16 protein-coding genes are annotated in these 26860 nt (G+C 62.5%); 10 read left to right on the forward strand and 6 right to left on the reverse strand.

Features of this window, described 5'->3' with window-relative positions; all coding sequences use genetic code 11:
- Positions 1–23 precede the first annotated feature (23 nt).
- From HPY64_09840 to HPY64_09850, 3 genes are read left to right on the forward strand one after another with little or no spacing between them, the layout of a single operon-like run.
- Positions 24–4751 (forward strand): GAF domain-containing protein, encoded by a 4728-nt coding sequence (locus tag HPY64_09840; protein ID NPV67432.1) that lies wholly within the window; start codon positions 24–26, stop codon positions 4749–4751.
- On the forward strand, positions 4748–6388 hold the full coding sequence (gene thrC, locus HPY64_09845) for a threonine synthase (GenBank protein ID NPV67433.1): 1641 nt from the start codon (positions 4748–4750) through the stop codon (positions 6386–6388). The genes HPY64_09840 and thrC overlap by 4 nt, the downstream gene beginning before the upstream one ends.
- 19 nt (positions 6389–6407) lie before the next feature.
- Complete coding sequence (locus HPY64_09850) at positions 6408–7679, forward strand: hybrid sensor histidine kinase/response regulator (protein ID NPV67434.1); 1272 nt, start codon at positions 6408–6410, stop codon at positions 7677–7679.
- A gap of 15 nt (positions 7680–7694) precedes the next feature.
- Here the strand turns inward: HPY64_09850 and HPY64_09855 are convergent, their stop codons facing one another.
- Positions 7695–8492, reverse strand: a complete 798-nt coding sequence (locus HPY64_09855) for a class I SAM-dependent methyltransferase (GenBank protein ID NPV67435.1) — start codon at positions 8490–8492, stop codon at positions 7695–7697.
- 187 nt (positions 8493–8679) lie between these two features.
- Between HPY64_09855 and HPY64_09860 the strand changes: the two genes are divergently transcribed.
- The 4 genes from HPY64_09860 (at position 8680) to HPY64_09875 (ending at position 15277) form a co-directional block, all read left to right on the forward strand.
- Positions 8680–13008: a PAS domain S-box protein gene (locus HPY64_09860; protein ID NPV67436.1), complete on the forward strand. Its 4329-nt coding sequence runs from the start codon at positions 8680–8682 to the stop codon at positions 13006–13008.
- A 42-nt stretch (positions 13009–13050) separates the two neighbouring features.
- On the forward strand, positions 13051–13416 hold the full coding sequence (locus HPY64_09865; protein NPV67437.1) for a response regulator: 366 nt from the start codon (positions 13051–13053) through the stop codon (positions 13414–13416).
- Between the two features lie 310 nt (positions 13417–13726).
- Positions 13727–14758: a ScyD/ScyE family protein gene (locus HPY64_09870; GenBank protein ID NPV67438.1), complete on the forward strand. Its 1032-nt coding sequence runs from the start codon at positions 13727–13729 to the stop codon at positions 14756–14758.
- A gap of 90 nt (positions 14759–14848) precedes the next feature.
- Positions 14849–15277, forward strand: coding sequence for a c-type cytochrome (locus HPY64_09875; protein NPV67439.1), 429 nt, complete (start codon positions 14849–14851; stop codon positions 15275–15277).
- A 136-nt stretch (positions 15278–15413) separates the two neighbouring features.
- Here HPY64_09875 and HPY64_09880 read toward each other — a convergent pair whose 3' ends face one another.
- The 3 genes from HPY64_09880 to HPY64_09890 form a co-directional block, all read right to left on the reverse strand.
- Entirely contained in the window at positions 15414–16181 is a 768-nt protein-coding gene (locus tag HPY64_09880) for a carbohydrate ABC transporter permease (protein ID NPV67440.1), read from the reverse strand.
- Between the two features lie 130 nt (positions 16182–16311).
- Positions 16312–17262: a sugar ABC transporter permease gene (locus tag HPY64_09885; GenBank protein NPV67441.1), complete on the reverse strand. Its 951-nt coding sequence runs from the start codon at positions 17260–17262 to the stop codon at positions 16312–16314.
- A 93-nt stretch (positions 17263–17355) separates the two neighbouring features.
- On the reverse strand, positions 17356–18741 hold the full coding sequence (locus tag HPY64_09890; GenBank protein ID NPV67442.1) for an extracellular solute-binding protein: 1386 nt from the start codon (positions 18739–18741) through the stop codon (positions 17356–17358).
- Between the two features lie 562 nt (positions 18742–19303).
- Between HPY64_09890 and HPY64_09895 the strand changes: the two genes are divergently transcribed.
- Together HPY64_09895 and HPY64_09900 are read left to right on the forward strand one after the other, a co-directional pair.
- Positions 19304–20128, forward strand: a complete 825-nt coding sequence (locus tag HPY64_09895) for a helix-turn-helix transcriptional regulator (protein ID NPV67443.1) — start codon at positions 19304–19306, stop codon at positions 20126–20128.
- Between the two features lie 176 nt (positions 20129–20304).
- Positions 20305–22194, forward strand: coding sequence for a glycoside hydrolase family 127 protein (locus HPY64_09900; GenBank protein ID NPV67444.1), 1890 nt, complete (start codon positions 20305–20307; stop codon positions 22192–22194).
- Between the two features lie 70 nt (positions 22195–22264).
- Here HPY64_09900 and HPY64_09905 read toward each other — a convergent pair whose 3' ends face one another.
- Positions 22265–23542, reverse strand: a complete 1278-nt coding sequence (locus HPY64_09905) for an aminopeptidase P family protein (GenBank protein NPV67445.1) — start codon at positions 23540–23542, stop codon at positions 22265–22267.
- Positions 23543–23792: 250 nt separating this feature from the next.
- Between HPY64_09905 and HPY64_09910 the strand changes: the two genes are divergently transcribed.
- A complete protein-coding gene (locus tag HPY64_09910; GenBank protein NPV67446.1) occupies positions 23793–25121 on the forward strand; it encodes a hypothetical protein in 1329 nt (442 codons plus the stop codon).
- A 183-nt stretch (positions 25122–25304) separates the two neighbouring features.
- On the opposite strand, the gene HPY64_09915 is transcribed toward HPY64_09910, so the two are convergent.
- Positions 25305–26687 carry a 6-phospho-beta-glucosidase gene (locus HPY64_09915; GenBank protein ID NPV67447.1) on the reverse strand — a complete coding sequence of 461 codons (1383 nt, stop codon included), beginning with the start codon at positions 26685–26687 and terminating at the stop codon, positions 25305–25307.
- Positions 26688–26860: the final 173 nt, after the last annotated feature.

The following is a 26860-nucleotide window of genomic DNA, read 5'->3' on the forward strand; positions in this document are numbered from 1 at the left end:
CCCGGACCCAAGGAGTTGCCGCTATGACCGCACCGCCTTCCCCTGCATTGATCCCTGCGCTGACAACCGCGCTGGCTGCCGCCGCCCGCCGCTATGCCTTCACTCCTGCGCTGGCGTCGGGGTTGCTGGACACGCTGCTGGCCAACCTGCCGCCGCTGGATAGCACGGCGCTGGTTGACTGGGACGGCCAGCACATCACCCGCCGGGCCTGGCGCGGGGTGGAACCGCTGGCGCCCGCCGTCCTGACGGCCGCCGAACACCCCGCTCTGGCGGAAGCGCTTCAGCGTAAGGCGCCGGCGATCCTGGCTGGGGAACGCGAAAACATCGGCATCTATCCCGTACTGATCAGCGACGCGCCCAACGTCGCTCATGCCCTGCTGGTACGCCTGCCTGCCGGGCTGACCATGCCCGCCGCGGTCGATGAGGCGCTGCAGACGGCCGCCAGCGTGATCGGCCTGGCCCTCAGCCAGGACCTCCTGAAGCCGGGCGCCGCTGGCCTGCCGCTGAGCGCGTTGCCAGCAACGCCAACTCGCCAGATTCTCTGGCAGACCGAGCGGCTCTACAGCGCCAGCCAGGCCCTGCGCGACGCCGGTTCCGTTGAGGAAACGCTAGCCGTGCTGCAAAGCCTGCTGGCCGCCGACTACGCGCCATCCCACCTGGATATCTACCTGTTGGTTGAGGACACTTTCCAGCATCTCCACCACTGGCATGCTGACGGCGCTGACTGGCCGGGCGATTCCGCGCTGGCTGAGATCGATCTGGCGCAGGCCTTTGACCATCCGGCTTGCTACGTGGAAAACGCTACCAGCGCCCCCGAAACAGACGCCCTGCCTGCCGTTGAGCGCCTCTACCTGGCCGCAACCGACGGGCAGGCGCTGATCTCCCTGCCGCTTTACCTGCGCGACAAAGTCATCGGTCGCCTGCTGATGGCCCTGCCCGTGGCACGGCACTTCCTGCCGGATGAGCGCAACTATCTGGTGACACTGGCCGACCAGGCCACCATGATCATCAACAACTGGACGCTGCTACGCCAGACCCAGGGTTCGCTGGAAGAGGCCCGTATCCTCTATGAGGCCGCCAGCCGGATTGCCGATGTCAGCAGTGTGCAGGATATGCTTACTACGCTGGCCCGCGCCGCTGCCGCCTCGGAGGTCAGCGCAGCGCAGTTGTTCCTGCTGCATGGCCGAGGCTGGGACCGACCGGAAGCCGAGGTCGAGATCGCGGCGGTCTGGTCGCAGGATGGAAGCCTGCCCGACCTGAGCGGGATGCGTTTCACCGCCGCTCAGTACCCGCACTGGCCGGAACTGGCCACGCCGACCCTGCTGGCGATCGATGATATCGCAACGGATGCCCGGCTATCCGAGGAAAGCCGGCTATCGTACCTGGCGCTGGGAATCGCCGCGCTGGTGGTCGCCCCGCTGGAAATGGGCGGCACGCCAGCGGGCGCGCTGCTGTTCGGCGCGCCGCACCCCCGTCGCTATAGCCCGCGTGAACTGCGCATTTACCAGAACCTGGCGGAGATGGCGACCATCTCCCTGCAGAATCTGCGCCTGCTGCGCCAGACCCAGCATCGCGCCCGCCAGCTGCAGACTTCCGCCCAGGTCAGCCGCGACGCGATCTCCATCCTGGACGTCAACGTCCTGCTGCCCCGCATCGTCAACCTGATCCGCGATTCGTTCCAGTACGACCACGTCCAGATCTTCCTGCTGGACGACGCGCGGGAAAACGCCGTGCTCAAAGCCAGCACGGGCGAAGCCGGGCAGATTCTGCTGAGCATCAACTGGTCGCTGCCGGTCGGCTCCAACTCCGTGATCGGGCAGGTTACTGCCCGTGCGGAGCCGGTCATCGCACTGGATACGTCCGATGCCCGCGTGATCCACCGCCCCAACCCCTACCTGCCGGATACGCGCTCGGAAATGGCCCTCCCGCTGATCTCGCGGGGGCAGGTGCTCGGCGCGCTGGACGTGCAGTCGCGCCAGCCGGGCGCCTTCACTGACGAAGATGTGGCCATCCTGACCTCGCTGGCCGACCAGATCGCCATCGCTCTGGCCAACGCCCGCCTGTTCGAGCAAACCCAGCGTTACACGGAAGCGCTCTCCCGGCAGGTGCTCAGCCTGCAGAGCCTGCTGGAAGCCAGCCAGGGGCTGGCCACCCTGCTCGATGCGGACGAGATTCTCAATGCTGCGGCCCGTTACCTGGCGGCCGAATTCAAAGTCGACCATGTTGGCATCGCCACAGCTATGGAGCAGAACCCTGAACTGGGCATCGTGCGCGCCGAGTACCCTGACACCGGCACGCGGGGCATCGTCCTGCCGCTGGAAGGCACCTGGTGGACCGAAGTCTACCGTTCCACCCGCCAGCCGGTCGTTGTGCCCGATGTCCGCAGCAGCCCGTTGCTGGACGAAGCGACCCGCGGGGCGCTGCTGGGCGTCGGGATCAACGAGCTGGTGCTGGTGCCCTTCCTCACCCACGACGAGCACGTCCTGGGGTCGATCGGGCTGGACATCTACGCGGGCGGGCGGGAATTCACCACCGAGGAACTGACGCTGATCCAGCTTTTCGCTACCCAGGTCACCACCGCATACCGCAATGCCCAGCTCTTCGCCCGCACACAGCAACAGGCCGAGGATATGGCCTTCCTGTTCAACGTCACCACCCTCGCTGCAGAGACGCCCGGCCTGGAAGCCAGCATGGAAACCGTGGTCAATCAGCTACGCGGCGTGCTTCCGGCAGATGCGGTTGGCGTCTACCTGGCTTCTCCCGGCGGTGATAGCCTGCAGCGGGTAGCGGCGCACTGCAATCCCGGCTATGCCATTTCGGAGCGAATCCCGCTGACCGGCTGGATCGCCCGCCAGGCGCTCCGCGAGCGCCGGCCTTTCCTCCTGCCCGACCTGCATGACCTGGTCGATGGCCCCGGCATCATCGCCACCAACCTGCGCAGCCTGATCGCCGCGCCACTCCTGAGCGGCAACACCATGCTGGGCTTGATCGTGCTCTTCAAGGAAGAGACAGGTGTTTACCACGAAGGCAACCTGCGCTTGCTCCAGGCGCTGGCCGGGTCGATCAGCGCCGTGGTGCAGAACATCCGCCTGCTGGAAGAAGTGCAGGCGGCCAATGTGCGGCTGCGCGAACTGGACAAAGTCAAGAGCCAGTTCCTGGCCAATATGTCGCACGAACTGCGCACACCGCTCAACTCGATCATCGGCTTCAGCCGGGTGATCCTCAAGGGCATCGACGGCCCGCTGACTGACCTGCAACGCCAGGACCTGGAGACCATCCACGCCAGCGGCCAGCACCTGCTCAACCTGATCAACGACATCCTCGACCAGGCCAAGATCGAGGCTGATAAACTGGCCCTGACGATCAGCGAATTCGACCTGCGCCCGGTGATCGAAGCAGCCCGTTCGATGAGCGTTGGCCTGCTCAAGGACAAAGCCGTCCGCCTGCATGTCGAACTGGAAGACAACCTGCCCCGCGTCTGGGGTGATGAAATCCGCACCCGCCAGGTGCTGCTTAACCTGCTTTCCAACGCTGCCAAGTTCACCCACGAAGGCTCAATCACCATCTCGGCCTTCAATGTCCAGCGGGAGGATGGCCCGTACATCCAGGTCAGCGTGACCGATACCGGCATCGGCATCCCGGAAGACAAGCAGGAGACGATCTTCATCGCCTTCGAGCAGGTTGACGGCTCCCTGACCCGCGCCAGCGGCGGCACAGGGCTGGGCTTGCCGATCTCCCGCAGCCTGATCGAGATGATGGGCGGCGAGTTATGGGTGGAAAGTACGCTCAACGTTGGCTCCACCTTCAGCTTTGTTATCCCGGCCTTCCCCAAGCAGGCGGCAGCCAGCCAGCCCGCCGGGCAGACCGGCGCCACCCCGCGCCCGGAGGCTGCCCTTTTGACCGGCCCGGCAGCCGCCGCCGCGCCCGCTGAACCGGCGCCTCCGCCCCGGCCACTCGCACCGCCCCGGCGTAAGATCGTGCTGGTGGTGGACAGCGAACTGGCCATGCATCAGGCCTACCGCCGCCACCTGAATAAGCACGGCTACACCGTTGAAGCCACTGCCGCCCACGACCGAGTCGGCGACCTGCTTCAGGCCGTCCAGCCGGATATCATCCTGCTCGATGTGCGGACACCCGCCGGGGCCAACTGGTCGCTGCTGGAGCGGCTGCGCAGCAGTGCGGATAGCGCCCACATCCCGGTGATCGTCTGCACGCTGGAGCCAGATCGGGCGCGCGCGCTGGCGCTGGGCGCAGCAGCTTACGTGGCCAAGCCCTTCCTGGAAGAAACCCTGCTCGCCGCCGTGCGCCAGGTCGATACACTCCCTGCCCGCCGCAATGTACTGCTCATCGACGGCCAGCCGGAATCAGCCAGCGCCATCGCCGATCTGCTGCGAACCAAGGGCCGCTGCCTGGTGGAAATCGCCGATGATGTCGAGCGCGGCCTGGATACAATCGTCCGCCAGCAGCCCGACCTGCTCCTGCTCAACCTGACCGCGCCTGAAACTGGCTCGCGGATCGACAGCAGCGAGATTCACAGCCGCCTGCGGGCAGACCCGTTGACGCACCAGCTGCCCATCCTGATCATCGCCGGCGGGCACACCCCGGCCGCCGATGACGCCCGGCCCGATGGCCTGACCCTCATCCGGCGGAGCGACAGCTTCGACGAGGCAGAACTGCTAGCTGACATTCAGGCGTTGCTCGGCGATAATAGGGGTGGTCAACATTCCAGCAACGGAGAGACTGCCGCGTGAGTAGCAAGCACATCGAACTGGTCTGCGTGCACTGCGGGCACCGCATGGCTTACAACCGTCCCATGCCAGCGTGCCCGCAGTGCGGTGAAGATATCCTGCGCGCCGAGTACGATCTTGAACCGCTCAAGTATGGCAACTGGCTGCGCCGCCTAGACGGCCGCTGGCATGATATCTGGCGGTACCACGAACTGCTGCCGCTGCACGATACCGCCAACATTGTCACCATGGGCGAGGGCGGCACACCGCTGATCCCTGCCCCGCAGCTTGGCGCCATGCTGGGCCTGCGCCATCTTTACCTGAAAGACGAACGTCAGGGGCCGACCAACAGCTTTAAGGACCGCCAGGCGTCGGTTGCCATCAGTGTCATGCGCGAGATGGGCATCACCGAAGCTGTCGTCGCCAGCACCGGCAATGTGGCCATGGCCTACGCCGCCTATGCCGCCCGCGCCGGGATCAAGCTCTGGGTCTTCCTGACCAGCCTGGCTTCCAGCGAGAAAATGCGGGAGGTCGCCCTGTATGGCGCGGAAGTGGTCAAGGTCACCGGCACCTACGACCAGACCAAACTGGTCGCCAACCGCTTCGCCCGGCAGAAGGGCCTGTATGAAGATCGGGGGATCAAGTCCATCGCCGCGGTGGAAAGCATGAAGACGCTGGCCTTTGAGCTGGCCGAGCAACTTGATGGCCGGGCGCCGGACTGGTATATCCAGGGCGTTAGTGGGGGGATGGGGCCGATCGGGGTTGTCAAGGGCTTTGAGGAACTAAAGGCCCTGGGCCTGATCGACCGTGTGCCGGCGATCGGCATCATCCAGAGCGCCGGCTGTGCGCCGATGGTCACCGCCTGGAAGGCCGGGCAGCCCATCGCCACCCCGGTCGACGAGCCAGCAACCATTATCGCCACCCTCAGCACCGGCAATCCGGGCCGCGCTTACCAGCTCCTGTGGGAGATCATGCAGCGTTATGGCGGGGCCGCCGAGAGCGCCACCGATGAAGAAGCCTTCAACGCCATGCGCATCCTGGCCCGCACGGAAGGCATCAGCGTGGAACCGGCCACCGCCGTGACCTTCGCCGGGTTGTTCAAGCTGGCTCAGAGCGGCCAGATCCGCCCCGACGATGTGGTGGTCGTCAACTGCTCCGGCCACGCGATGCCGGTGGAAAAGCACATCCTGGGCGAACAGTGGCAGCGCGAACTGGACATCGCTTCCGCCAGCGGGCGGATCAACCTGCCAACAGAGGGCCTGCTCAGCGCACTGGAGGGGGTGCATAGCGACCTCAACCGGGTGCTGATCATCGAAGACAACCCGGATGCCGCCCGCCTGATCCAGCGCATCCTGCAAACCCGCGGCAATTTCGCCGTCGAAATCGCCCGCGATGGGGCCGAAGGACTGCGCCGCATCCAGCAGGAACACCCCGATCTGGTGATCACCGACATCATGATGCCCCGCATCGATGGCTTCCAGGTGATCGAAGCTGTCCACAACGACGAATCCCTGCGTCACATCCCGATCATCGTACTGACCGCCAAGGAACTGACCGCCTGCGAACGGGAACGCCTGAACGGTCAAATCGCCGCCTTGCTGCAAAAAGGCTCGTCCATGGACGAAAAGCTGCTTCAGAACATCCTGGCGGCGCTGAACTGAGCGCCGGGGAGCGTGCGCGATGGCCGCAGGCAAACGCCCGACTATCCTCTACATCGAAGATGACGCCGGTAGCCAGCTGCTGGTGTTGCGCACGTTGCAGCATGCCGGTTACGAGGTGTACATCGCGCCTAACGGCCTATCCGGAATCGACATGGCCCGCATCCACCAGCCGGACCTGATCCTGATGGACATCAACCTGCCCGATCTTTCCGGTCGGGAGGTCACTACCCGTCTGCGGGCGCTACCCGACTTCAAGCACACCCCGATCGTCGCGCTGACGGCCCTGTCCCATACCGGTGAACGCGAGAAGGCCATCGCCGCCGGGCTAACCGGTTACATCGCCAAGCCGCTGGATATCGACGCGCTCCCTGCCCAGATCGCCGAATACCTGGCCGGGAAACGGGATCAGGTGGATCCGCAGGCCCTGGCGGAGGCCCGCACCGCCTATTCCCAGGAAGTTGTCGAGCGGTTGGAGAGCAAGATCCGCCAGCTGGAGCGCGCCTATAGCGACCTCAAGCGGCTGGACAGGATGAAGGAAGCATTCATCCAGCTGACCTCCCACGAGTTGCGCACCCCGCTGACGGTGATCTACGGCTACGGGCGCCTGTTGCAGGAAAGCCCGGTGGTGGCCCGCCTGGCCCAGGAAGACAGCGAGTTCGCCGCTCTGGTCGATACGCTGCTGGAAGGCATCGAGCGCATGGCCGCCGTGATCAACGAAATCCTGCTGGTCAGCCGGATTGCCTCCGGGCGCATCGAACTGGTCGTCAACCCGGTGCAGGTGGGAGCGCTGATCGAGAAGGTGGTGGCCGATTACGCCCGCGCCATCGAGCAACGCCGCCAGCGGGTGATCGTGGACACCACCCAGGCCCGCGTGCGCATCTACGCCGACCGCGACCTGCTGGCGCTGGCCCTGGCTAACCTGCTCAGCAACGCGATCAAGTACACGCCCGACGGTGGCACGATCACGTTGCGGGCCATGCTGCATGGCGATCATGTCCTGATCACCGTGCAGGATACCGGCATCGGCATCGACAAGGCGGAACAGGCCCTGATCTTCGAGCGATTCTACACGGCGGGCGATACCCAGCTCCACGCCTCCAGCAAGGTAGCCTTCCGGGGCGGCGGGCTGGGGCTGGGACTGGCCATCTGCGCTGAGATCGTCAAGGCCCACGACGGGCGCATCTGGGTTGATAGCCCTGGCCGGGATGAGCAGCGCCTGCCCGGCAGTGTGTTTTCCATCGCCCTGCCCACGCGCAGCAAGCTCAGCGAGCCATACCTGGAAGAAGCCTGATCCTCTGAGGCCGGTCTACCTGCTGGCCGTCCGCCGCAGCAGCGCGTACAGGTTGGAGTCGCCGCTGCGCCCATCGGCACGGTAGATCGCGGCGACTTCCAGGTCGGTCGCGGCGATCAACGCGGCGTGCTCGGCGTCATCCACGTAGTGGCAGTAGCGTAGAGCGGAAGCACCCTGCCGCCAGTCCAGCAGGTAATCGCCCGCCTCCACCTGCCCCGCCAGGTCATCCGGCCAGGGGACGATCCGTGCCCGGAAGCGGGCGTACTCGTAAAAGCGCCAGCAGGTGAAGGCCAGTAGCCCCCCCGGCGCGACGCGCTCCGCCAGCGCCCGCAGCAGAGCCAGACGCGTAGCGCGCCCCGGTACATGATGCAGCACGCCGAACAGCGCTACCAGATCATAAATTCCTGCCTCAGGTGGGCAAGCGATGATGTCGCGCTGCTCCAGAATCGGCGCGACCCCGTGCCCGGCCAGCGCCTGTGCCGCCCGATCCAGCAGCGAAGCATCCGTATCCAGCCCGTGATAGTGCAGCGCCACACCTGCCGGCAGCCGTTCCGCCAGGAAAAGCCCCAGCCGCCCGTTACCGCAACCGACATCCAGCACGGAAAAAACGCCCGGCGCAGCCGGTACAGCCAGATGTGCCCACAGGATCAGCCAGCCGGGCCAGGGTTGGCCGCGTGTCCGGTCGAATTCCTCTCCGACCGTGCGGTAGAAGTCTCGGTTGAGCTGCGTCAGGCGGCGGATGGTGGTCTCGTCCATGGCGGTGATTGTAGCCTGTTCTGGAAAGGCGGCGGAAACACCCAGAACAGATAACAAGGGGCGATTTTCATTTGATCGCCTGTAGAGATATAATAATTAATTTAGCGAGAGCGTGAACATGACTCAATGAACCAACAATGGTGGCCAGATTGACTGGCCCCGAGTCTTCCGGTAGGTGCGGCAGGGGTGAATAGGCGCATACTACGCCGGCAAACGCTGCTCTGACTGCAAGGACTACCCCCATATGGTTCGACCATTGCCTTCCCGTTCACTGATGGTGATTCTGGTCCTGGTGTTGCTCGGTGTGCTGGCCGGGGGCGGCGTGCTGTACTACACCCAGTACCAGCACCTGCTGAATATGGCCAGACAGGAACTTCAAACCATTGCCCGGCTGAAGGTCGACCAGATTATGGCGTGGCGACAGGACCATCTGGCGGACGCCGCCGCGTTCAGCGAGACCCTCTTCAGCGAAGTCGTGCAGTATTGGATGAACAACCCTCAGGACTCGGCTATTGAGGCTCTCCTCACCCGCTTTCGTGCCCTGCAGGAGTACGACAGCTATGATGATGTGCTTCTGGTCGATGCAGCGGGTACCGTCCGCCTGAGCCTGAGCGGAGACCTGACCCCCCTCCCCGGGGAGAGCGCCCAGGCCCTGGCTACCGCCTGGCGTGAGCGGCGGCCGGCGTTGACCGACCTGCACGTCGATTCGGTGGGTTCGCCGCCCCACATTGATGTTATCGCCCCGCTGTTCGCCAGCAGAGCAACCAGTGCTGAACCGATAGGCGCGGTGATCCTCCGCAGCAACGCAGCTGATTACCTCTACCCCCTGATTCAATCCTGGCCCACGCTCAGCCAGAGCGCCGAAACCCTGCTCGTGCGGCGGGATGGCGACTCCGCGCTCTTCCTGAACGAGTTGCGCCACCGCTCCGGCACAGCGCTTACCCTGCGCATCCCCCTGACCGAGATGGACGTTCCGGCGGTCAGAGCGGTGCTGGGGGAAGAAGGCGCCTTCGAAGGGAAAGACTACCGCGGAGTCGACGTGATCGCCTACCTGCGGGCCATCCCGGGTTCATCCTGGCACATAGTCGCCAAGGTGGACAGGGCGGAAATCCTGGCCGAATGGGATACCCGTGCTGTCTTGATTCTGGGCCTGATTTTGGGGAGTGTGACGACGGCGATCATGCTGATTGGCATGATCTGGCAGCGCAACGAAAAAGCGCATTACCGCAATCTCTACCGGGCGGAAAAGGCGCGCCAGGAAAGTGAAGCCCGCTACAGGGCAGTGCTGCTGAGCATTGGCGACGCCGTGATCGTGACCGACCTCGAAGGGCGGGTGGAACTGCTCAACCCGGTTGCTGAGGCGCTCACCGGCTGGCGCCGGGACGAAGCCCAGGGCAGACCGCTGGAGGAGGTCTTCCGGATTGTCAGCGAAGAGACACGCCAGCCGGCCGCCAGCCCGGTACAGCGAGTCCTGCAGGAAGGGATCGTCGTCGGGCTGGCCAACCACACCCTGTTACTGGCCAGAGATGGCCGGGAAATCCCCATCGCCGACAGCGGCGCGCCTATCTTTGATATCGACGGCAACATCACCGGCGTGGTGCTGGTCTTCCGGGATCAAACGGAAGAGCGCGCAGCGCAAAAGGCGCTGGAGGAAAGCGAAGCATACATCAGGACCATTCTGGATAACCTCCCCATCGGCGTGGCCGTCAACTCCGCCACCCCCAACGTCACGTTTGACTACATCAACGACAACTTCGTCAGGTTGTACCGCACCACGCGGGAGGCGCTCAGCAAGCCTGACGCCTTCTGGGAAGCCGTTTACCAGGACGCCGCCTTCCGGGAAGCGATCCGGCAGCGCGTGCTGGAAGATATTGCCAGCGGCGATCCGGAACGCATGTACTGGGAAGATGTGCCGATCACCCGTGAGGGCGAAGAAACAACCTACATCAGCGCTGCCTACACCCCGATTCGCGGCACCGACCTGATGTTGTCGACAATCTGGGATACTACCGCCCGCAAACGGGCGGAGGAGGCGTTGCGCGAGAGCGAGGAGCGTTACAGAAGCCTCTTTGAGAACAACCATGCCGTGATGCTGATCATCGATCCGGCTACCGGGGCGATCATCGATGCCAACCCGGCGGCCAGCGCCTACTACGGCTGGACGCGGGATGAACTCCGCCAGATGCGAATCGACCAGATCAATACGCTCCCGCCGGACGAAATACGTGCTGAGATGCAACGCGCCAAAGCGCAGGAGCGCAACCATTTCCTGTTCAAGCATCGCCGCGCTGACGGCACGATCCGGAATGTGGAAGTCTACAGTGGGCCGATTGAGATTCACGGCCAGAAGATGCTCTATTCCATCGTTCACGACATCACCGACCGCGTGCTGGCCGAGGCTCAGGTGCGGCTCAACGAAGCGCGGCTGCAAAGCCTGGTCCATCTCTCCCAGAATGACATCGCCAGCATCCAGCAACTCCTGGAACATGCGTTGAATGAAGCTGCCCGGCTGATGGAGAGCCAGATCGGCTACCTGTGCCTTTATGACGAAGATAGCCAGACCTTCTCCCTGACCACCTGGTTCGGGGAAGCGCAGCAGGCAGCCGCTATGCCCGCAGCGCCGACCACCGGCATGCCGGATGTCACAGACCTCTGTCAGCAGGTCATCCGCCAGCGCGCGCCGGTCGTGGTCAACACGAATCCAGTATTGCTGCCGTTGGCCTCCCCGGCAGAAGGAGTCGTCCTGACCAGGCAGATGAGCGTCCCGGTCTTCAGCGGGGAGAAGATCGTCGCGGTCGCCGGGGTGGGTAATCGCGAACCGGACTATACCCCGGCCGACGCCACGCAACTTGCCCTGCTGATGGATTCGGTCTGGCGAATCGTCGAACGCAGGCAGGCGGAGGAGGCCGAGCGTGAACATCACCGGCTGACTGAGGCCCTGCGCGCCACTGCCGCAGCGCTGATCGGCACTTCCGACCTGCAAGATGTGATGGCCACCCTGTTGGAGAATATCGCGCAGGTCATCCCCCACGATGCCGCCGATATCATGCTGATCACGGAAGACCAGGCGCGGATCGTCTACTGGCGTGGCTACCCGCCGGAGATCGCCCCCGCCCTGCACAACATATGCTTCCCCGTGTCTCAGACCCGGAACCTGCAGCAGATGTCGGTTACCGGCCGGCCTGTCCTGATCGCGGACACCAGTCAATATGCTGACTGGAGGCCCGAACCGCTGACCGGCTGGATCAGGTCCCACATCGGTGCGCCCATCCACGCGCGCGGCAAACTGATCGGCTTCCTGAATCTGAATAGCCATACCCCCAACTTCTTCAACGAGAATCACGCTGACCACCTGAAGATGTTTGCCGATCTGGCATCAGTCGCCGTCGAGCGCGCCCGGCTCTTCGAACAGGTTCAGCGTTATGCAGACGAACTGGAACAACGGGTCATCGAACGCACCGCCCAGCTCAACCACGCTAAAGAGCGCACCGAGGCCATCCTCAACAGCAGCAGCGACGTGATCATCCTGTGCCGCCCGGAGGGCACCATCAGCCAGGCCAACCCGGCTTTTGAAGCGACCTTCGGATGTCAGGTGGAAGAGATGCTGAACCAGCCATTTGTTGCGCTGTTCCTGCCTGACCAGGCGCCGCAGGTGGAACAGGCCCTCGCCGCCGTCCTCGAGACCTGCCAGCCGGGGCGGTTGGAAGCCACCGCGGTATGCACCAGATCGGGCAATACCTTTGACGCCGACATCGCGCTTTCCCCCATCGTCGAACAGGGGGGACGCCTGGCGGGCATCATATGCACCCTGCGCGATATCAGCCTGCGCAAGCAACTGGAAGCGCAGCTCCGCCAGGCCATGGAACAGGCCATGAAGATGAATGAGATGAAATCGCGCTACCTGTCGATGGCTGCCCACGACCTGCGCAACCCCCTGGCCGTTATTCAGAGCGCGGTCACATTGCTGGAGCGTTACTGGGATCGCCTGTCCCAGGAGAAGAAGCAGGAAAAGTACGCCGCGATACGGGATAGCGTCAGACGTATGGTGGAGCTACTGGATGATATCCTCGTTCTCGGGCGGGCTGAATCTGGCAAGCTTACCTGCAACCCTGCCCCGGTAGACCTGGTTACCTGCTGCCAGGACATCATCACGGAAGTCAGCCAGGCAAGTGATGCGACGCACTTTATTGATTTTTCTTGCCGGGGTGCTGACGTTCTTCCATTGCTGGATGTCAAGCTGTTATGGCATATTCTCAGCAATCTCCTTTCCAACGCGATCAAGTATTCTCCCGCAGGGAGCACGATCACCTTCACTGTGGACTGTGAGCCGGACGTCGTGACATTCCGCATCCAGGATCGAGGCATCGGCATCCCGGAGGATGCCAAAGCGCATATGTTTGAATCGTTCTATCGCGCCCCCAATGTGGGCTTCACCCCCGGCACCGGTCTGGGCCTGGCGATCGTCAGGCAACTGGTCGAGTTGCATGGCGGCACCATCACCTTCGAGAGTCAGGAAGGAATCGGAACCACGTTCACTGTGAGTATTCCCCAACCAGCGAAAAGAAAAGCCTGACGGCATCAGCATGTATCTCTCACACGCTGAAAAGGGGGGATTATGAAAAAGATACTGGTCATCGATGACGACAAAAACCTGCAGTCCGATCTCCTGACCATCCTCAAGCTTGAGGGATATGAAGCGTTCGGAGCCGATAACGGGCGGGAAGGACTGCTTGCCGCAAAGCGCTATAAACCGGACCTGATTCTCTGCGATATCACCATGCCCATGTTGAACGGGTTTGATGTGATCGCCGGCTTACGGCAGGATGCACAGACTGCAGCCATCCCCGTGATCCTGCTGACTGCCCACAACAATCCGATCTTCGTCCGCCGCGGCAAGGAACTGGGGGCAGTTGATTATATCGCCAAGCCCTACGACCTGGACGAGCTGCTGGCGGCGATCAGGACTCAGCTTGGCGAATAAACACCCGGCTGGCGACACTGTATCCCCCTGCAGCGGTCAAATCTCCCGACCGCTCCTGACCACCTGACCTTCCGGCCCCCCCCGGTCTCCGCTGCTGCTCCCCCCCCTGCCAGAGTTGCCGCAGATTTTGCCGGGTTGTCATTTGCGTAAGTTGCTTATTCACAGTATAATGGATATATCTCATCTAAAATATGAGATTTCGCAGCCTTTGTTCTGCTGGCCAGGGTCAGCAAAGGGGGTGTCTGTTCCATCGTCGCAACATCGCAGCAAAGACAGTCTCTTCTCTTCAAAGACAAAGGAGCATAGTTTCATGTTTCGTAAGATCGTAGTTCTGGCGTCGGTGATCTTGTTAGTGGCTCTGGTAGCAGCGCAGGCATCGGCGCAGGGCGGCCCGCCCCTGCCTGGCGAAGTAGTGATAGCCAATCTGGGTGCGCCGCGCGGCCTGGCCTTTGACTCCAGCGGCAACCTGCTCATCGCCGACGCCGGTGAAGGTGGCACGGTAGAAGCCGTCCTGCCGGGTCCGGAAGGCGAATCGACCGTCAAGATGGGCCTCAGCGGGCGGGTGATCTCCGTCGCTGCCAACGGCACAGCGACAGACTTTGTCGCCGGCCTGCCAAGCTACAACACTGGAACCGAAACGCTCGGCGTCTACCGGGCTATTCCCCACGGGGATTCCCTGTGGGTCGTCTTCAGCGGCACCGGCGCCGGTGCGTTTGGCGCCTTCTGGACCGACTCGGTGGTTGAACTTGATGCAGCGACCCTGCGGGTCCGCCGCGTGATCAACCTGCAACCCTTTGAAATCGCCAATGATCCGGATGGCAACGGCTATGACACCAATGTCTCCGACATTGCCTGGGGGCCGGATGGCACGCTCTATATCACCGACGCCGGGGGCAATGATCTGCTGTCCTGGACGGAGGCGGATGGCCTGCAGCTGGTCGCTGTGTGGCCCGATAACCCCGTGCCCACCTCGGTTGAAGTCGCGGCGAACGGGGATCTGTACGTCGGTTTCCTGGGCGCTGGCCTGGCGCCAGGCGCGGCCAAGATCGAGCACTGGTCAGGCGGCCAGCTGGTGCACACCTACAGCGGCCTGAACGCCGTCAGCGACATCCTGCTTGATGGCGATACCCTGTACGCGGTCGAACTGGTGATCTTTGGTGAGGCCGGCCCCGGACCGGGCCGGGTTATCATGGTCGATTCATCCGGCGCCACACCTGTCGCTGAAGGGCTGCCAGCGCCGTTTGGCCTGGCCAAGGGGTCGGATGGCGCGCTGTACGTCAGCTTCGGCACCATCCCGCTCGGCCCCGGGATGACCGGCGGAGTCATCAAGTTGCCCATGTAGGTGCTCATATTTTTACGTAGCGCCGACTAGAAATGCAGGCGGATCAACCGGGGAGGGATGATCCGCCTGTATACCCATAAGATGACTACAATGATAACCAGACGCTTTGTCGCAACCGTGATACTGACTATGCTAGCTCTGATGGGCTGCTCCGGCGCAAACACCTTCCTGGCGCACCTGGCAGGTAGACCGGCCCCGGCGATGGAAGGCGATCCGGCGCATGGCGAGCAGGTATTCCGGATAGGCGTGGAAGGCGCGCCGCCCTGTTCGGCCTGTCACCAGGTGGCCGCAGGCAGCGCGGGCTTTAGCCTGGCGCCAAACCTGGCCGGGATCGCCTCCCGCGCCGCGGAGCGCATCCCCGGCATGACTGCGGCACAGTACCTTGAAGAAAGCATCCTCCATCCCGCCAGCCATGTCATCCCCGGCTATCACGTCAGCATGTTCACCGGGTACGCCGCCTATCTTTCCCCGCAGGACCTCAGCGACCTGATCGCTTACCTGATGACCCTGCGCGGGTAACGCCAGCCAGACGAATCACCCGTCTTCCCGTACCAAAGACAGAGCTGCCATCTGCCCCCCACAGGGACATGTGGCAGCCCGTGTCCTACCGCAGCGCCTGCAAGCGGGGGCGGTCTTTACGCCGCCAGCGTCCCGCCTATCCCTTCAGCCCGGTCATGACGATACCTTTGATAAAGTAACGCTGGGCAAAGAAGAACAGGATAATCACCGGGACAATCATGGCCGTGGAGGCCGCCATGAGCAGTTCCCAGCGGGTGGCCAGCACACTGCGGAAGGTGGCCAGACCGACCGCTACTGTGAACTTGTCCGGCGAATTGAGATAGATCAACGGGCCGAAGAAATCGTTCCACGATCCCAGGAAAGTGAAGATACCCACCGTAATCAGTGGCGGCTTGGCCAGCGGCAACATGATCCGCCAGAAGATCTCGAACTCGCCAGCCCCGTCGATACGGGCAGCATCGGAAAGCTCCTCCGGGATGGTGCGGAAGAACTGGCGCAGCAGGAAGATGTAGAACGATCCCCCACCAAAGAATTGCGGGACAGTCAGCGGCAGGAAGGTATCCACCCAGCCCAGGCGCGAAAACAGGATGAAGGTCGGCACGACCAGCACCACGTACGGCATGATCATCGTGCCGATGACAATAGCGAACCAGAAATCGCGGCCCGGAAAGCGCAGCCGGGCGAAGCCATAGGCGCACAGCGAGGCCGTCCCCAGCGTGGCAATCTCATTCAGGATAATGATCAGCAGGCTGTTGCGCAGGTAGAGGTGAAACGGCTTGTAGGTCAGCGCGTTGACGTAGTTGTCCCATTGCACCGGGTTAGGGATCCACTGGGGTGGGTACTGGAAAATCTGGTGCTGTTGCTTGAGCGAGCTGCTCACCAGCCAGACAAACGGCAAAAACATCACAATCGCAACCGCGATCAGGATCGCGATCGTGGCCAGCCGCCAGATAAAATCGACGCTGAGGTACTTCTCCCTGAAGTGTGCCTGCGCCGTCCGGGTGGAGATCGTTGTGCTCATGCTGTTTCCCATGTCATACATTCTCGTAGTAAACCTGACTGCCGTAGTACTTGAAAACCAGGAAGGTGAAGATGGCAATGATGCCAAACAGCACCCAGGACAGCACGGCAGCGTACCCCATATTGAGGTACTCAAAGGCGTTGCGGTAAATGTATAGCACCAGGAACAGCGTGCCGTTCTGCGGGCCGCCGTCCGTGATCAGGAAACCGGCGGTAAACACCTGGAATGAGCCGATGATGCCCATGATCAGGTTGAAGAAAATCACCGGCGACATCACCGGGATGGTGATGTAACGCAATTTCTGCCAGCGGCCAGCCCCATCGATCTCCGCAGCTTCGTAGTAGATATCCGGGATGCCCTGCAGGCCAGCCAGAAAGACGATCATGGCGCTGCCCACGCCCCACAGGCTCATGACGATCATCGCCACCAGCGCCCAGCCCGGCTCCTGTAGCCACTTGACCTTGTTCAGGCCGATCGCCCTGAGGACGACATTCAGCAGGCCGAACTCGGTATTGAAGATCCAGGCCCACAGCACGGCATTGGCTACCGCCGGCACAATACTGGGCAGGTAGTAGATCGTCCGGAAAAAAGCGATGCCGCGAATCTTGGTGTTGATCAGCAACGCCAGCAGAAAGCTCATTGTCAGCCCCAGCGGCACCGAGGCAAACGTATAAATCGAGGTGACCTTAAGCGACTGCCAGAACAAGGCGTCTTTGGCCAGATCCTCAAAATTCTTCAGCCCAACGAATTGCGGCTCCGCAATCATGTTCCAGCGGGTGAAAACCAGATACACCGCTGTCAGCGCCGGGAGGATGAAGAACAGGAAGAACCCCAGGATAAACGGCGAAATGAACAGGTAGCCGGTGATTGTCCGCCGCTGGGACAGCGTCAGGTTTTGTAACCAACCGAAACCACCTGCTGGCCTGCCTCCGGCTGTGGGTGCAGTAGAACTGGTCGCGGTCATGGTGGGTATTCCTGGCTGTAAGGCCAATAAGAGGGGGAAGAAGGGGCTAATCCTCAGGCCCGCTTCTTCCCCGTTGCTTCTTTTACACTGCCGCTAGGCGTTGATGTACTCTGCAGTCAGGATGGCGTTCGCTTCCGCAACGGCAGGCGGGATCAGCTCTGCAGCTGGGCCTTCGCCATTCATGACCCGCTCCAGCGCCGGGTAGAAGATCGACTGCGCGCGTGGGAAGCCCGCCGGAACCAGGGTCGGACTCATGTGCTTGGGGATGTACTCGGACACGAACTTGCGATAGTTGGCCGGGTGCATGCCCTCCGTGATCCACTCGTCCATGCCCTCTTCCGTCAGCATGGCAGTCTGGTTGGGGATCCACAGGCCCAGCTTGCAGAAATGGGTCTGGTAGAACGGCGTCGCCAGGAAGCGCAACCACTTCCAGGACGCTTCGACCTTCTGAGTGCCCTTCAGGATGCAGTGCAGGTGACCCTGGCCGGAGGCCTGCCCATTGGGGCTGAGCACCGGCACCGGCCCTACACCCAGCGACGGCACGACATACATGTAGGACAGCGCCCACGAGCCATCCAGCACCATAGCCAGACGCCGGGTATCGAGCATCTGCGTGGCGCTCATGCCCAGCTCGTTGAAGAACACCGCCTGCGGCATGACGTGATGGACATGAATCAGGTCGGCAAAGGCCTGGATGCCGGCCAGCGCCTCCGGGGTGTCCAGCGTCAGCAGCTGGCCATCCGAGAGCGCACCGCCGTTGACCTTGGCCAGCTGGTCGAAGGTCATCCACCAGCTCGTGTCGTAGTAGAAGCCCCACTGAACGACATTGTCGAGATCAAAGCCGGCATCGCCGGGGTGGCGGCCATTGGCATCCTTGGTCAGCAGGCGCGCGGCTTCCAGGAAGGTATCCCAGTCCCAGATCTTGTCATCATCAAAATCAGGGGGTTCGATGCCCGCTTCCTCAAAAAGGTCTTTGTTAATGAACAGGTGATTGGCCGTCCAGGTGGAGCCAATCCCGTGCCAGCGACCGTTTTCGTCGGTGCAGCGTTGCGTCTCCTGCGGCTGAACGAAGTAGTTTTCCTGGCTCAGCAGCGGATCGCTCATGACAAAGTCGGTGATGTCGGTAGTCAGGCCGTCATGCACCAGTGTCCTGAATTGCGACTGGCTGATGAAAGCAGTATCAGGCGGCGTCCCGGCGGCGACATTCGCCAGCAGCTTCTCATTGTAGTTATCTGGCGTATGCATCCAGGTGACGCGGACTTCATCCTGCTCGGCCTCAAACACCGCGATGGCGGCCCGCACCCCTTCATCTTCTGCCACGTCGCCCCACCCCATGAAGGTGATCGTGGTAGGGCCTTGTCGGTTGGGCGCCGCAAAGACCGGACCGCCCCTGAGGAATTGCGTCCCGGCCGCAGCCGACGCCGCCGAAACTCCCATCAGCTTGATGAAGTCGCGACGAGACAATCTTGTCCTGGCCATCCCTCTTCTCCTTAACTCATGCTAGGTGCGCTGAAACCGGACGGATGCGTGCCGGGCAGGGCACGCGCTCTGTGCATCACCGCGATGCACGTTTCACACCACACACCAGGGAAGTCACAAACGGGGACGCCCGGCCTGACTGCCAGCTGCCAGGCCGGAAAGCGTGCCGGTTGCTGCACGCGCCAGATTCGCCCCGGAAGGCTGCTTTGAAGCGGGACGCACTCTCCTGTGGCTGTCACTGCCGCTTTTCCCTTCACCATGGGGGCAGGCAGACGCCCCCGGAACCAACCAGGAGCCTATCCACAAACATCCTGCTCTGGCATGTAACAGTGCCGGATAGACGCCTGAACAGCCACCGACTGGGGGAAAAATCAGGGTCCTGACCGCAGAATCGCCGCCAGGGCGGACACTTATGCCCTGTCTGCACGAGCAGCAGGTATCACCCTCAATGTCAACTTCGACCTTCCCCCAATGATCATTCTAGGGAGCTTTCAATTGCTTGACTACAAGCGAATACGTATAATATCAGCACAAAACCGACTTTAGCCCCCGGAGGGGGGATATGCTGCGGCTGAGCAGGAATTGCCCCATCAGGGCGCAGAACGCTGGACTGTTCATTTCACGCGGCAATGGCAGGCACCCCACCCGCGTCATCTTCTCCCACGAATTGATCTTCATCAAGCGCGGCACGCTGGAGATGTGGGAAGATGACCATGTCTTTTCCCTCTCCGAAGGCCAGACCCTGCACCTGCAACCGCGGAAACGCCACGGCAGTGTCGGGGATATGCCGCCTAACCTGGAGTTTTACTGGATTCACTTCGAAATTACGCCGGATTTCCCCTGTCCGGAGACCGCTGACGCTGTCGTTGAGATTCCCCAGGTCAAACAGGTGGAGCGCCCGGATCGGCTGGAGTACCTCTTCCGGTACTTCCTGGACGAACAGGAAACCGGGCAGTTGCAGCAGAGCCAGGCGAACTGGCTGACCATGCTGATGCTGCTGGAAGTTGCCCGGCACACCAGCCCCGGCAAGGAGAATTCCGACTCGACCAGTCTGCTGGCCACCCGCGCCCATACCTTCGTCCGGCTCAACTACGACCAACCGATCACCGCCGGCGATGTGGCCAAAGCGTTAGGGTACAACGCCGACTACCTGGGGCGGGTTTACCGCAAAACCTACGGCTGTACGCTGACGGAAGCCATCCACCGCCGCCGGATCAAGGTCGCCTGTCGCTACCTGCTTGACACAGACATGATCGTCGAAGAGATCGCCAAGGCCTGCGGCTATACTGACACCAACTATTTCCGGCGCGTCTTCCAACGGTTGATGCACAGCACCCCGCGGGCTTACCGCAAGCAGTACGCCCACATGCACGTCAATACCCAGTAGGCGCGCCCCGGCGGCGCTTTCCCCCTATCCGGCAGCCGCCCGGCTGACCGGGCAATTCGTCTCGCCAGCCTTAAGTCGGATTAGTGCTGAAATTGTGCGCGGTTGCCCCGTAGTCATGGCTGCAATCTTGCCTGTATAGTAATCGTAGTTGCCTCTATTCGTGAAGGATGAGGTACATGGTCACCCTACCCGGTCATACGCATGTGAGTCATTTTGAGCGCCTGCACGCGCTGCCCCTGACCGCCGTGGATATCCAGGCCGGATTCTGGAAGGGCAAACAGGCCGTCAACCGCCACAATAGCCTGCCCCATGGCTTTGCCATGCTGGAGGAATCCGGAGCGCTGGACAATCTGCGCATCGCTGCTGGCATGAAATCCGGTGAGCATCGCGGGATGCGCTTTCAGGATTCAGACGTCTACAAGTGGCTGGAGGCGGCCTCTTACGAACTGGCCAAAGCCGACGATCCGGCTCTCCGCCAGCAGGTCGATGCCGCCATCGATCTCATCGCCGCCGCCCAGATGGAAGACGGGTACATCAACAGCTACTACCAGATCAAATTCAAGCCGGAAAACCGCTGGACGAACGAGGCGCATGATCATGAGCTATATTGCGCCGGGCACCTGATCGAGGCCGCCGTGGCCCATCACCGCGCCACCGGCAGCCGGCGGCTGCTGGATATCGCCTGCCGCTTTGCCGATCACATTGATACCGTGTTTGGCAAGGGCAAGCGGGAGGAAGCTCCCGGCCACCAGGGCGTGGAACTGGCCCTGATCGAGCTGTACCGCGAGACAGGTGAGATCCGCTACCTGGCTCTGGCGGAGTTCTTCATCAACGAGCGCGGCAAGAACACGATGAAAGGCTGGGCTTACTTCAGCCCCTCCTACTACCAGGATCGCGTTCCGGTGCGCGACAACGACCGCGTAGAAGGCCACGCCGTCCGCGCCATATACCTGACTTCCGGCATGGCCGATCTCTACCTGGAAACCGGCGAACAGGCGCTGCTGGATGCCCTGCATCGGCAATGGCATGACTTCACCAGCCACAAGATGTACATCACCGGCGGCGCTGGTGCCCGCCATTTCGACGAAGCTTTTGGCGAACCCTATGAACTCCCCGATGACACCGGCTACTGCGAGACCTGCGCGGCCATCGCCAGCATCATGTGGAACTGGCGCATGTTGCGGATCACCGGCCAGGCGCGTTACGCCGCACTGATCGAGCGCACCCTTTATAACGGTTTTCTGAGCGGCGTTTCGCTGGATGGCCGGACCTTCTTCTACGTCAACCCGTTGTTTGTACGGGAAGCGCATGTCCGCCAGCCGTGGTTCCAATGTGCCTGCTGCCCGCCCAACGTCATGCGCCTGATCGCTTCGCTCAACCGCTACCTGGTCACGGTCAGCGCCGGGGAGCTGCAGGTGCACCAATACGCCGGGGCCGCCATCGCCGCCGACATCCCGGAGGCAGGGCCGCTTCACCTGACAATGGAGACAGCCTATCCCTGGGATGGAGCGGTCAGGATCACGGTCGATGATGCTGGAAGCGGCGATTGGCGGCTGCGGCTGCGCATCCCGGACTGGTGCAGTGCTCCACAGGTGCAGCTAAACGGCCAGCCTGTCGAGGCCGCGCTTGAGGAAGGCTACCTGCTCCTGGCGCAGCGCTGGCAGAGCGGCGATGTAATCGCGCTGGATCTGCCAATGGTTCCACGGCTCATGCGCGCTCACCCGTACGTGTCATCCAGCCGTGGGGCGCTGGCCCTGGAGCGCGGGCCGCTGGTATATTGCCTGGAAGGGGTCGACCAGCCTGAAGCAACCAACGTGCTGCAGGCCCAGCTTGATCCCAATACGGCCTTTCAGGTGGAACCGCGTCCCGATCTGCTGGACGGCACCGTGCTGATCAGCGGGTACGGCTTCCTGCCTGACCTGAGCGCCTGGGAAAACCGGCTCTACCTGCCGCACCATGTCGCCAGCGTTCTGCCGCGCCGCCCGGTGGAACTGCACTTTGTCCCCTACCACCAGTGGGGCAACCGGGGAACCGGTCCGATGCGGGTCTGGGTGCCAATGGGCTAGCGCAGCCATAACAGGCCACCTGCCAGGGCAGCCGGGGTGTGTCATCGGCTGCCCTGGTGTTGTCCCCCCCCTAACGCTGGCAGAGCGCCTCGACGGCGTCGATCTCCTTGACCGGGCCAGGCAGCAGTTCGTGCCCATGCTCGGTGATCACCACGCCGTCTTCGATACGCACGCCGAAGCCATCATCGCGCATCATCAGGAACGGCTCGATCACCAGGACGACACCCGGTTCAAGCGGTTGCTCGCGGTCGTCCTGAAAGCGGCCATGCGGGTCATGAATGGTCAGCCCGATCGAATGGCCGCAGTTGCCATAGCTGTACTGCTCCACGCCGTAGCGCTTGAAGACGTCATAGATGGCGCGGTGAGCCTGCAGGATGGTCGCGCCTGGCCTGAGCACTTCAAAGGCCGCATGCTGAGCCTCCAGCACAATGCTGTAGATTTCCCGCTGGCGGGGGGTAAAGCGGCCGTTAGCCGGGAAAGTGCGGGTAATGTCCGCATAGTAGCCGTCATAACTGATGCAGCCGTCGATCAGCACCAGATCGCCATCCTGAATATCGCGGCTGTTGGCCATATAGTGCGGGATCAGGCTATTGGGACCGCTGGCAACCACGATGCCAGCCTCGTAGGCTTCCGCTGCCATGGAGCGATACCGTTTGCCCCGCCGCCCGACCTCGTATTCCAGCACCGCCTGGCCAAGCGATTCATTCTCGCCGGGCTTTAGAGCGCGCATGATCGCTTCAAAGATCTCGCTCTGGGCGGCAAACGCCTGCCGCAAGGCCGCGATTTCCCCCGCGTCTTTGACAAACCGCAGGTTATGGATCTGCCTGGCGATGTTCCTGACCTGCACCCAGCTGAAACGCTCCCGCAGGCGCTCAACATACGCCAGGTACGGCGACAGCGGTCGATCCAGCGGCGGCGCGCCGGGGACGTTGATCCAGAGTTCCCCGGCATCCATCAACGCCCGGCTGAGGATGGCGTCCAGGCGGGAAAGCGGATAAACCCGCTCCACACCGCTTTGCGCCTTGATGTCCTCAAACGTGGCCTGATGACCGTCCATGAACGCCTGATGCGCTTCCTGTTCCCTGACAAACAGGATTTCGCAGACACGCCGCCCCCGCGCTAGTTCCGGGCCGCCGCGCGTTTCATCGTGCTCGACCATGATCCCGCCCGGCGCCAGCAACAGGATCGCGTCGCGCCCTCTATAGCCGGTCAGGTAGCACAGGTTGCGGTCGGCGAGCACAGGGTTGGGCGCCGTCCCGGCGGAATCGATCAGAATCAGGCTGCTGGAGCTGACTGTTGAGAGCAAAGCTTGGCGACGCGCCTGGTAGATAGCAGGTTGCCCGACCATCTTTCCGGTTCCCCTCCTGGGTGATCACTGCGGCAAGAACGCTATACCCGAACTGTAGCCCAAAATGCGCCGCTGTCCACTACCCGGCGGCCAGCTGGCGGCTCATCCCCCATCTCCGCTGCCCTGCCGTGCGCCGGTGGCGTACACAGTCCGGTGACCGGGGCGCGGGCCTCATGCGGTTGCGCGCCACAGTGAACGCCTATGATGACAGGCGGGGCCTGAAACATCCTCTCGAAAGGATACAGGTGGTATGCGCAGGACATTCCTGCTGGTGGTTGTGCTCGCTCTGGCGGCAACCGCGCTGAGCGCCACGACAGTCGGGGCGCAAGGAGGCACAGGGAAATCCATCTATGTCACAGCGCGCTGGAGCGACTATTACAAGCGCATCGAAGCGGCGGGCTTTCAGCTGGGGTGCGACCTTCACCTGCTCCCTTCCAGCCACCGTAATGATCTCAGTGCTGTGGCCGACCGGATTGCCTTGCTGGATCCGGCCACAGACGCCCTGATCATCATCAACGACAGTGGCGAAGGTCACTTTGATACCCTGGCGACCAGAGTGGATCAGTTTGTCTCTGCCGGGGGCAGGGTCGTCTGGTTGTTCGTCTTCTACTATATGTCCGACAACAGCCTGAACAATGTCCTGCGCGACCGATTCGGAGTCATGGCCGATTACCGCTACCTGTTCTCAGGGCAAGTCACCCACCAGGGGCAGACACTCTCCCCCCTGTGGGACGGGCTTTTGGTAGGGCTTCCCGACGCGGTCAACCAGGGGCTGGCGAACAACATCGTCGTGCGTGACCGGAACGTGGTGCAATCGACTGTGGAAGGCCCGGAAGGCGAGATCATCACCTCCGCTCACGTGCAGAAAGGCGCAGGAGAGATCCTCTTCATCGCCACGCCATCCTTCTACGGTGGGAGCTTCGAAGCTGACAAGGGCATTTTTGCCGATGATGCGATCGGTCTGTATGACAACGCCGCGGCCCTTGACCGGGTGTGTCAGTGGCTGTCCGGCGCGGATATCGGCAGCCTGGCAGCCAGCGGGAAGTCCACGCCAGCAGATGCGCTATCCGACCCGACCCTGTTTACCACGCCGGCCTTCGCCCGGTCTGAGCACCTGGCCTGCGGCCCCAACGACACCTACTTCGTACTCACCTTTGGCGGGGCAGACGACGTGATGCCGCTGGGCGCTGCCAGTGTCACCGTGGCAGCGCTGGACAGCGATACCACACTGGACATCATCCCCCTGGATGACATCAGCCGGGGGATTGATTATCAGGGTCTGATCATCGGCATTGGCGCAGAAATTCTGGAAGCGGGACCGCTGGGGATTGCCACCAACCTGCTACGCGAGATCGAAGCCTCCGTCGAGCGTCAGAGCAGGCTGGGCATCCAGCAGTTCAGGGTGTGGTCGCCAACGCACCTCTTTGACCCGCACCTCCGATTCCTGATCTGGGCCTCGCACCCGGCGGGCGGCGGAGTCAGCATCACATCGGAATGGCACCCCCATGCTTCGGAATTCCCGGCCCAGCAGGGCGGTTCTCTACCCGCACCTCTGGTGACCTATCCATGCCGCCAGTGAAATTGCCCACCGCCCCAACGCTATTCCCGCAGCCGGGTTGCCTGACCCGGCTGCTTCTCGTCCCGTCCGGGCACCTGCTATCGCTGGCTGCCGGTCCCCCCGACGGATCCAGATCAACGATCGTACGATAACCGGCGCTGAGGCCAGCCTGATCGCGTTCATCCTCCAGGGAACGTGACAGGTCTACTGCCACTCCCCGACGAAAGCAGCGTGGGCCAGCAGATATTCATCGACCAGCGTCCGGGCGAGCGAGTAGGAGAGCACCAGCGGATGCGCCATCAACGCGTAAACCGCCTGCTGCCGGGAACGATTCAGCGTCGCTTCAACCGCGCGCCGTTCGTAGAGCTTGATACTGCGCATCAACAATTGCTGGTGCTCCGGCACGTCGCTAACCGGGATGGTCCGGATGCTGCCGTTTTCGATGACACAGGAGATTTCGACGACATCATCAGGCCGCATGAAGTCCAATGCGCCGGCGTTCGGCACATTGAGCGCCGTCCGGGCCGGTTCGCCGCTTTCAAGCGCCTGGATGATCTTGAGCGCCACTCCGGCGTATCCCTCGCCGCCTTCCATGGAGATCGTGATCGGGCCTTCTGCCGCCATATCCGCTTCTTCCATCGAAGGGCCAGCGGGGTTGGCGTAGTGCATGTAAGTTGCCGCGCGGCGGCGATCATAAGCCAGGTAAGCGCGTAAGCCTTCCTCAGGATGGCGCTCCACGTCAATTGCCCGCAGGCGATCCAGCAACTGGCGGTTGAGCCGCAGGACTTCTTCACCGCGGGTCAGTTCGTCCGCCTGGATGCTGGCCAGCGCCTTTTCGGCATAGTAGAAATAGAACAGATACTCGTTCAGGAACATCCCTAAGTGGCGAACCAGTTCAGGATCGAACATGCGTTGCGTGGTCGCGGCCAGAAAGGCGTCGTCCGCCAGCAACTCAGGCAGGATGTCGCGCCCGTCATGCAGCAGCTGTCTGGTCCACGAAAGGTGGTTCAGGCCAAAGACTTCAGCCTGTAACGAATCGGGCGAGACCCCCAGGAAGCGCGCGGCTTCGTGCTGCGCACCATTGGCGCTATCGCAGATGCCAACCGTTCGGGCAAAACCCCGATCGCGCAAGGCCTGGGTCACCAGCCCAGCGGGATTGGTGAAGTTGAAGATCCATGCGCCGGGTGCTCGTTTTTCCGCCAGCGCGGCGTAGCCGAGGATCGCCGGGATACTGCGCATGGCCATGGCGAAGCCGCCGGGGCCAGTGGTCTCCTGGCCCAGCACACCGTGCTTGAGGGCAATGCGCTCGTCATGAACGCGCCCCTGCTCCTCGCCGACGCGGATGGTGGTGATGATATAGCTCGCGCCATCCAGGGCTTCATCGGCGCTGGTGGTTGTCGTAATGCGCACCGGGCTGCCTTCACGCTGGCCAATATAGCGGCAAAGGGCGCCCAGCAGCGCCAGCTTCTCGGCATTAATGTCCATCAGGCATAGCTCGTCCATGCCGATACGGCCAGCCCAGCGCAGAGCGGAAGCCGTCAGCAGCGGCGAGCGTACCCCGGCGCCACCGATCACTGTGAGTTTCATGGATTTCTCCTGCTGTATCTGCTACGCGGCACAGGTTGCTGCCAGGCCAGGGCGGGCCTACCCGGAGTGATATGCGCTAGCCAGGCAAGATAGAGAGGCACAGGCGTAAACGTTCACGTGATTGTAGCAAAGGTCCCATACGCGTATCTACAGATGTGATCTTGTGCCGCGGC

It is taken from the genome of Anaerolineae bacterium (genome assembly GCA_013178165.1).
In the GTDB taxonomy this organism is placed as follows: domain Bacteria; phylum Chloroflexota; class Anaerolineae; order Aggregatilineales; family Ch27; genus Ch27.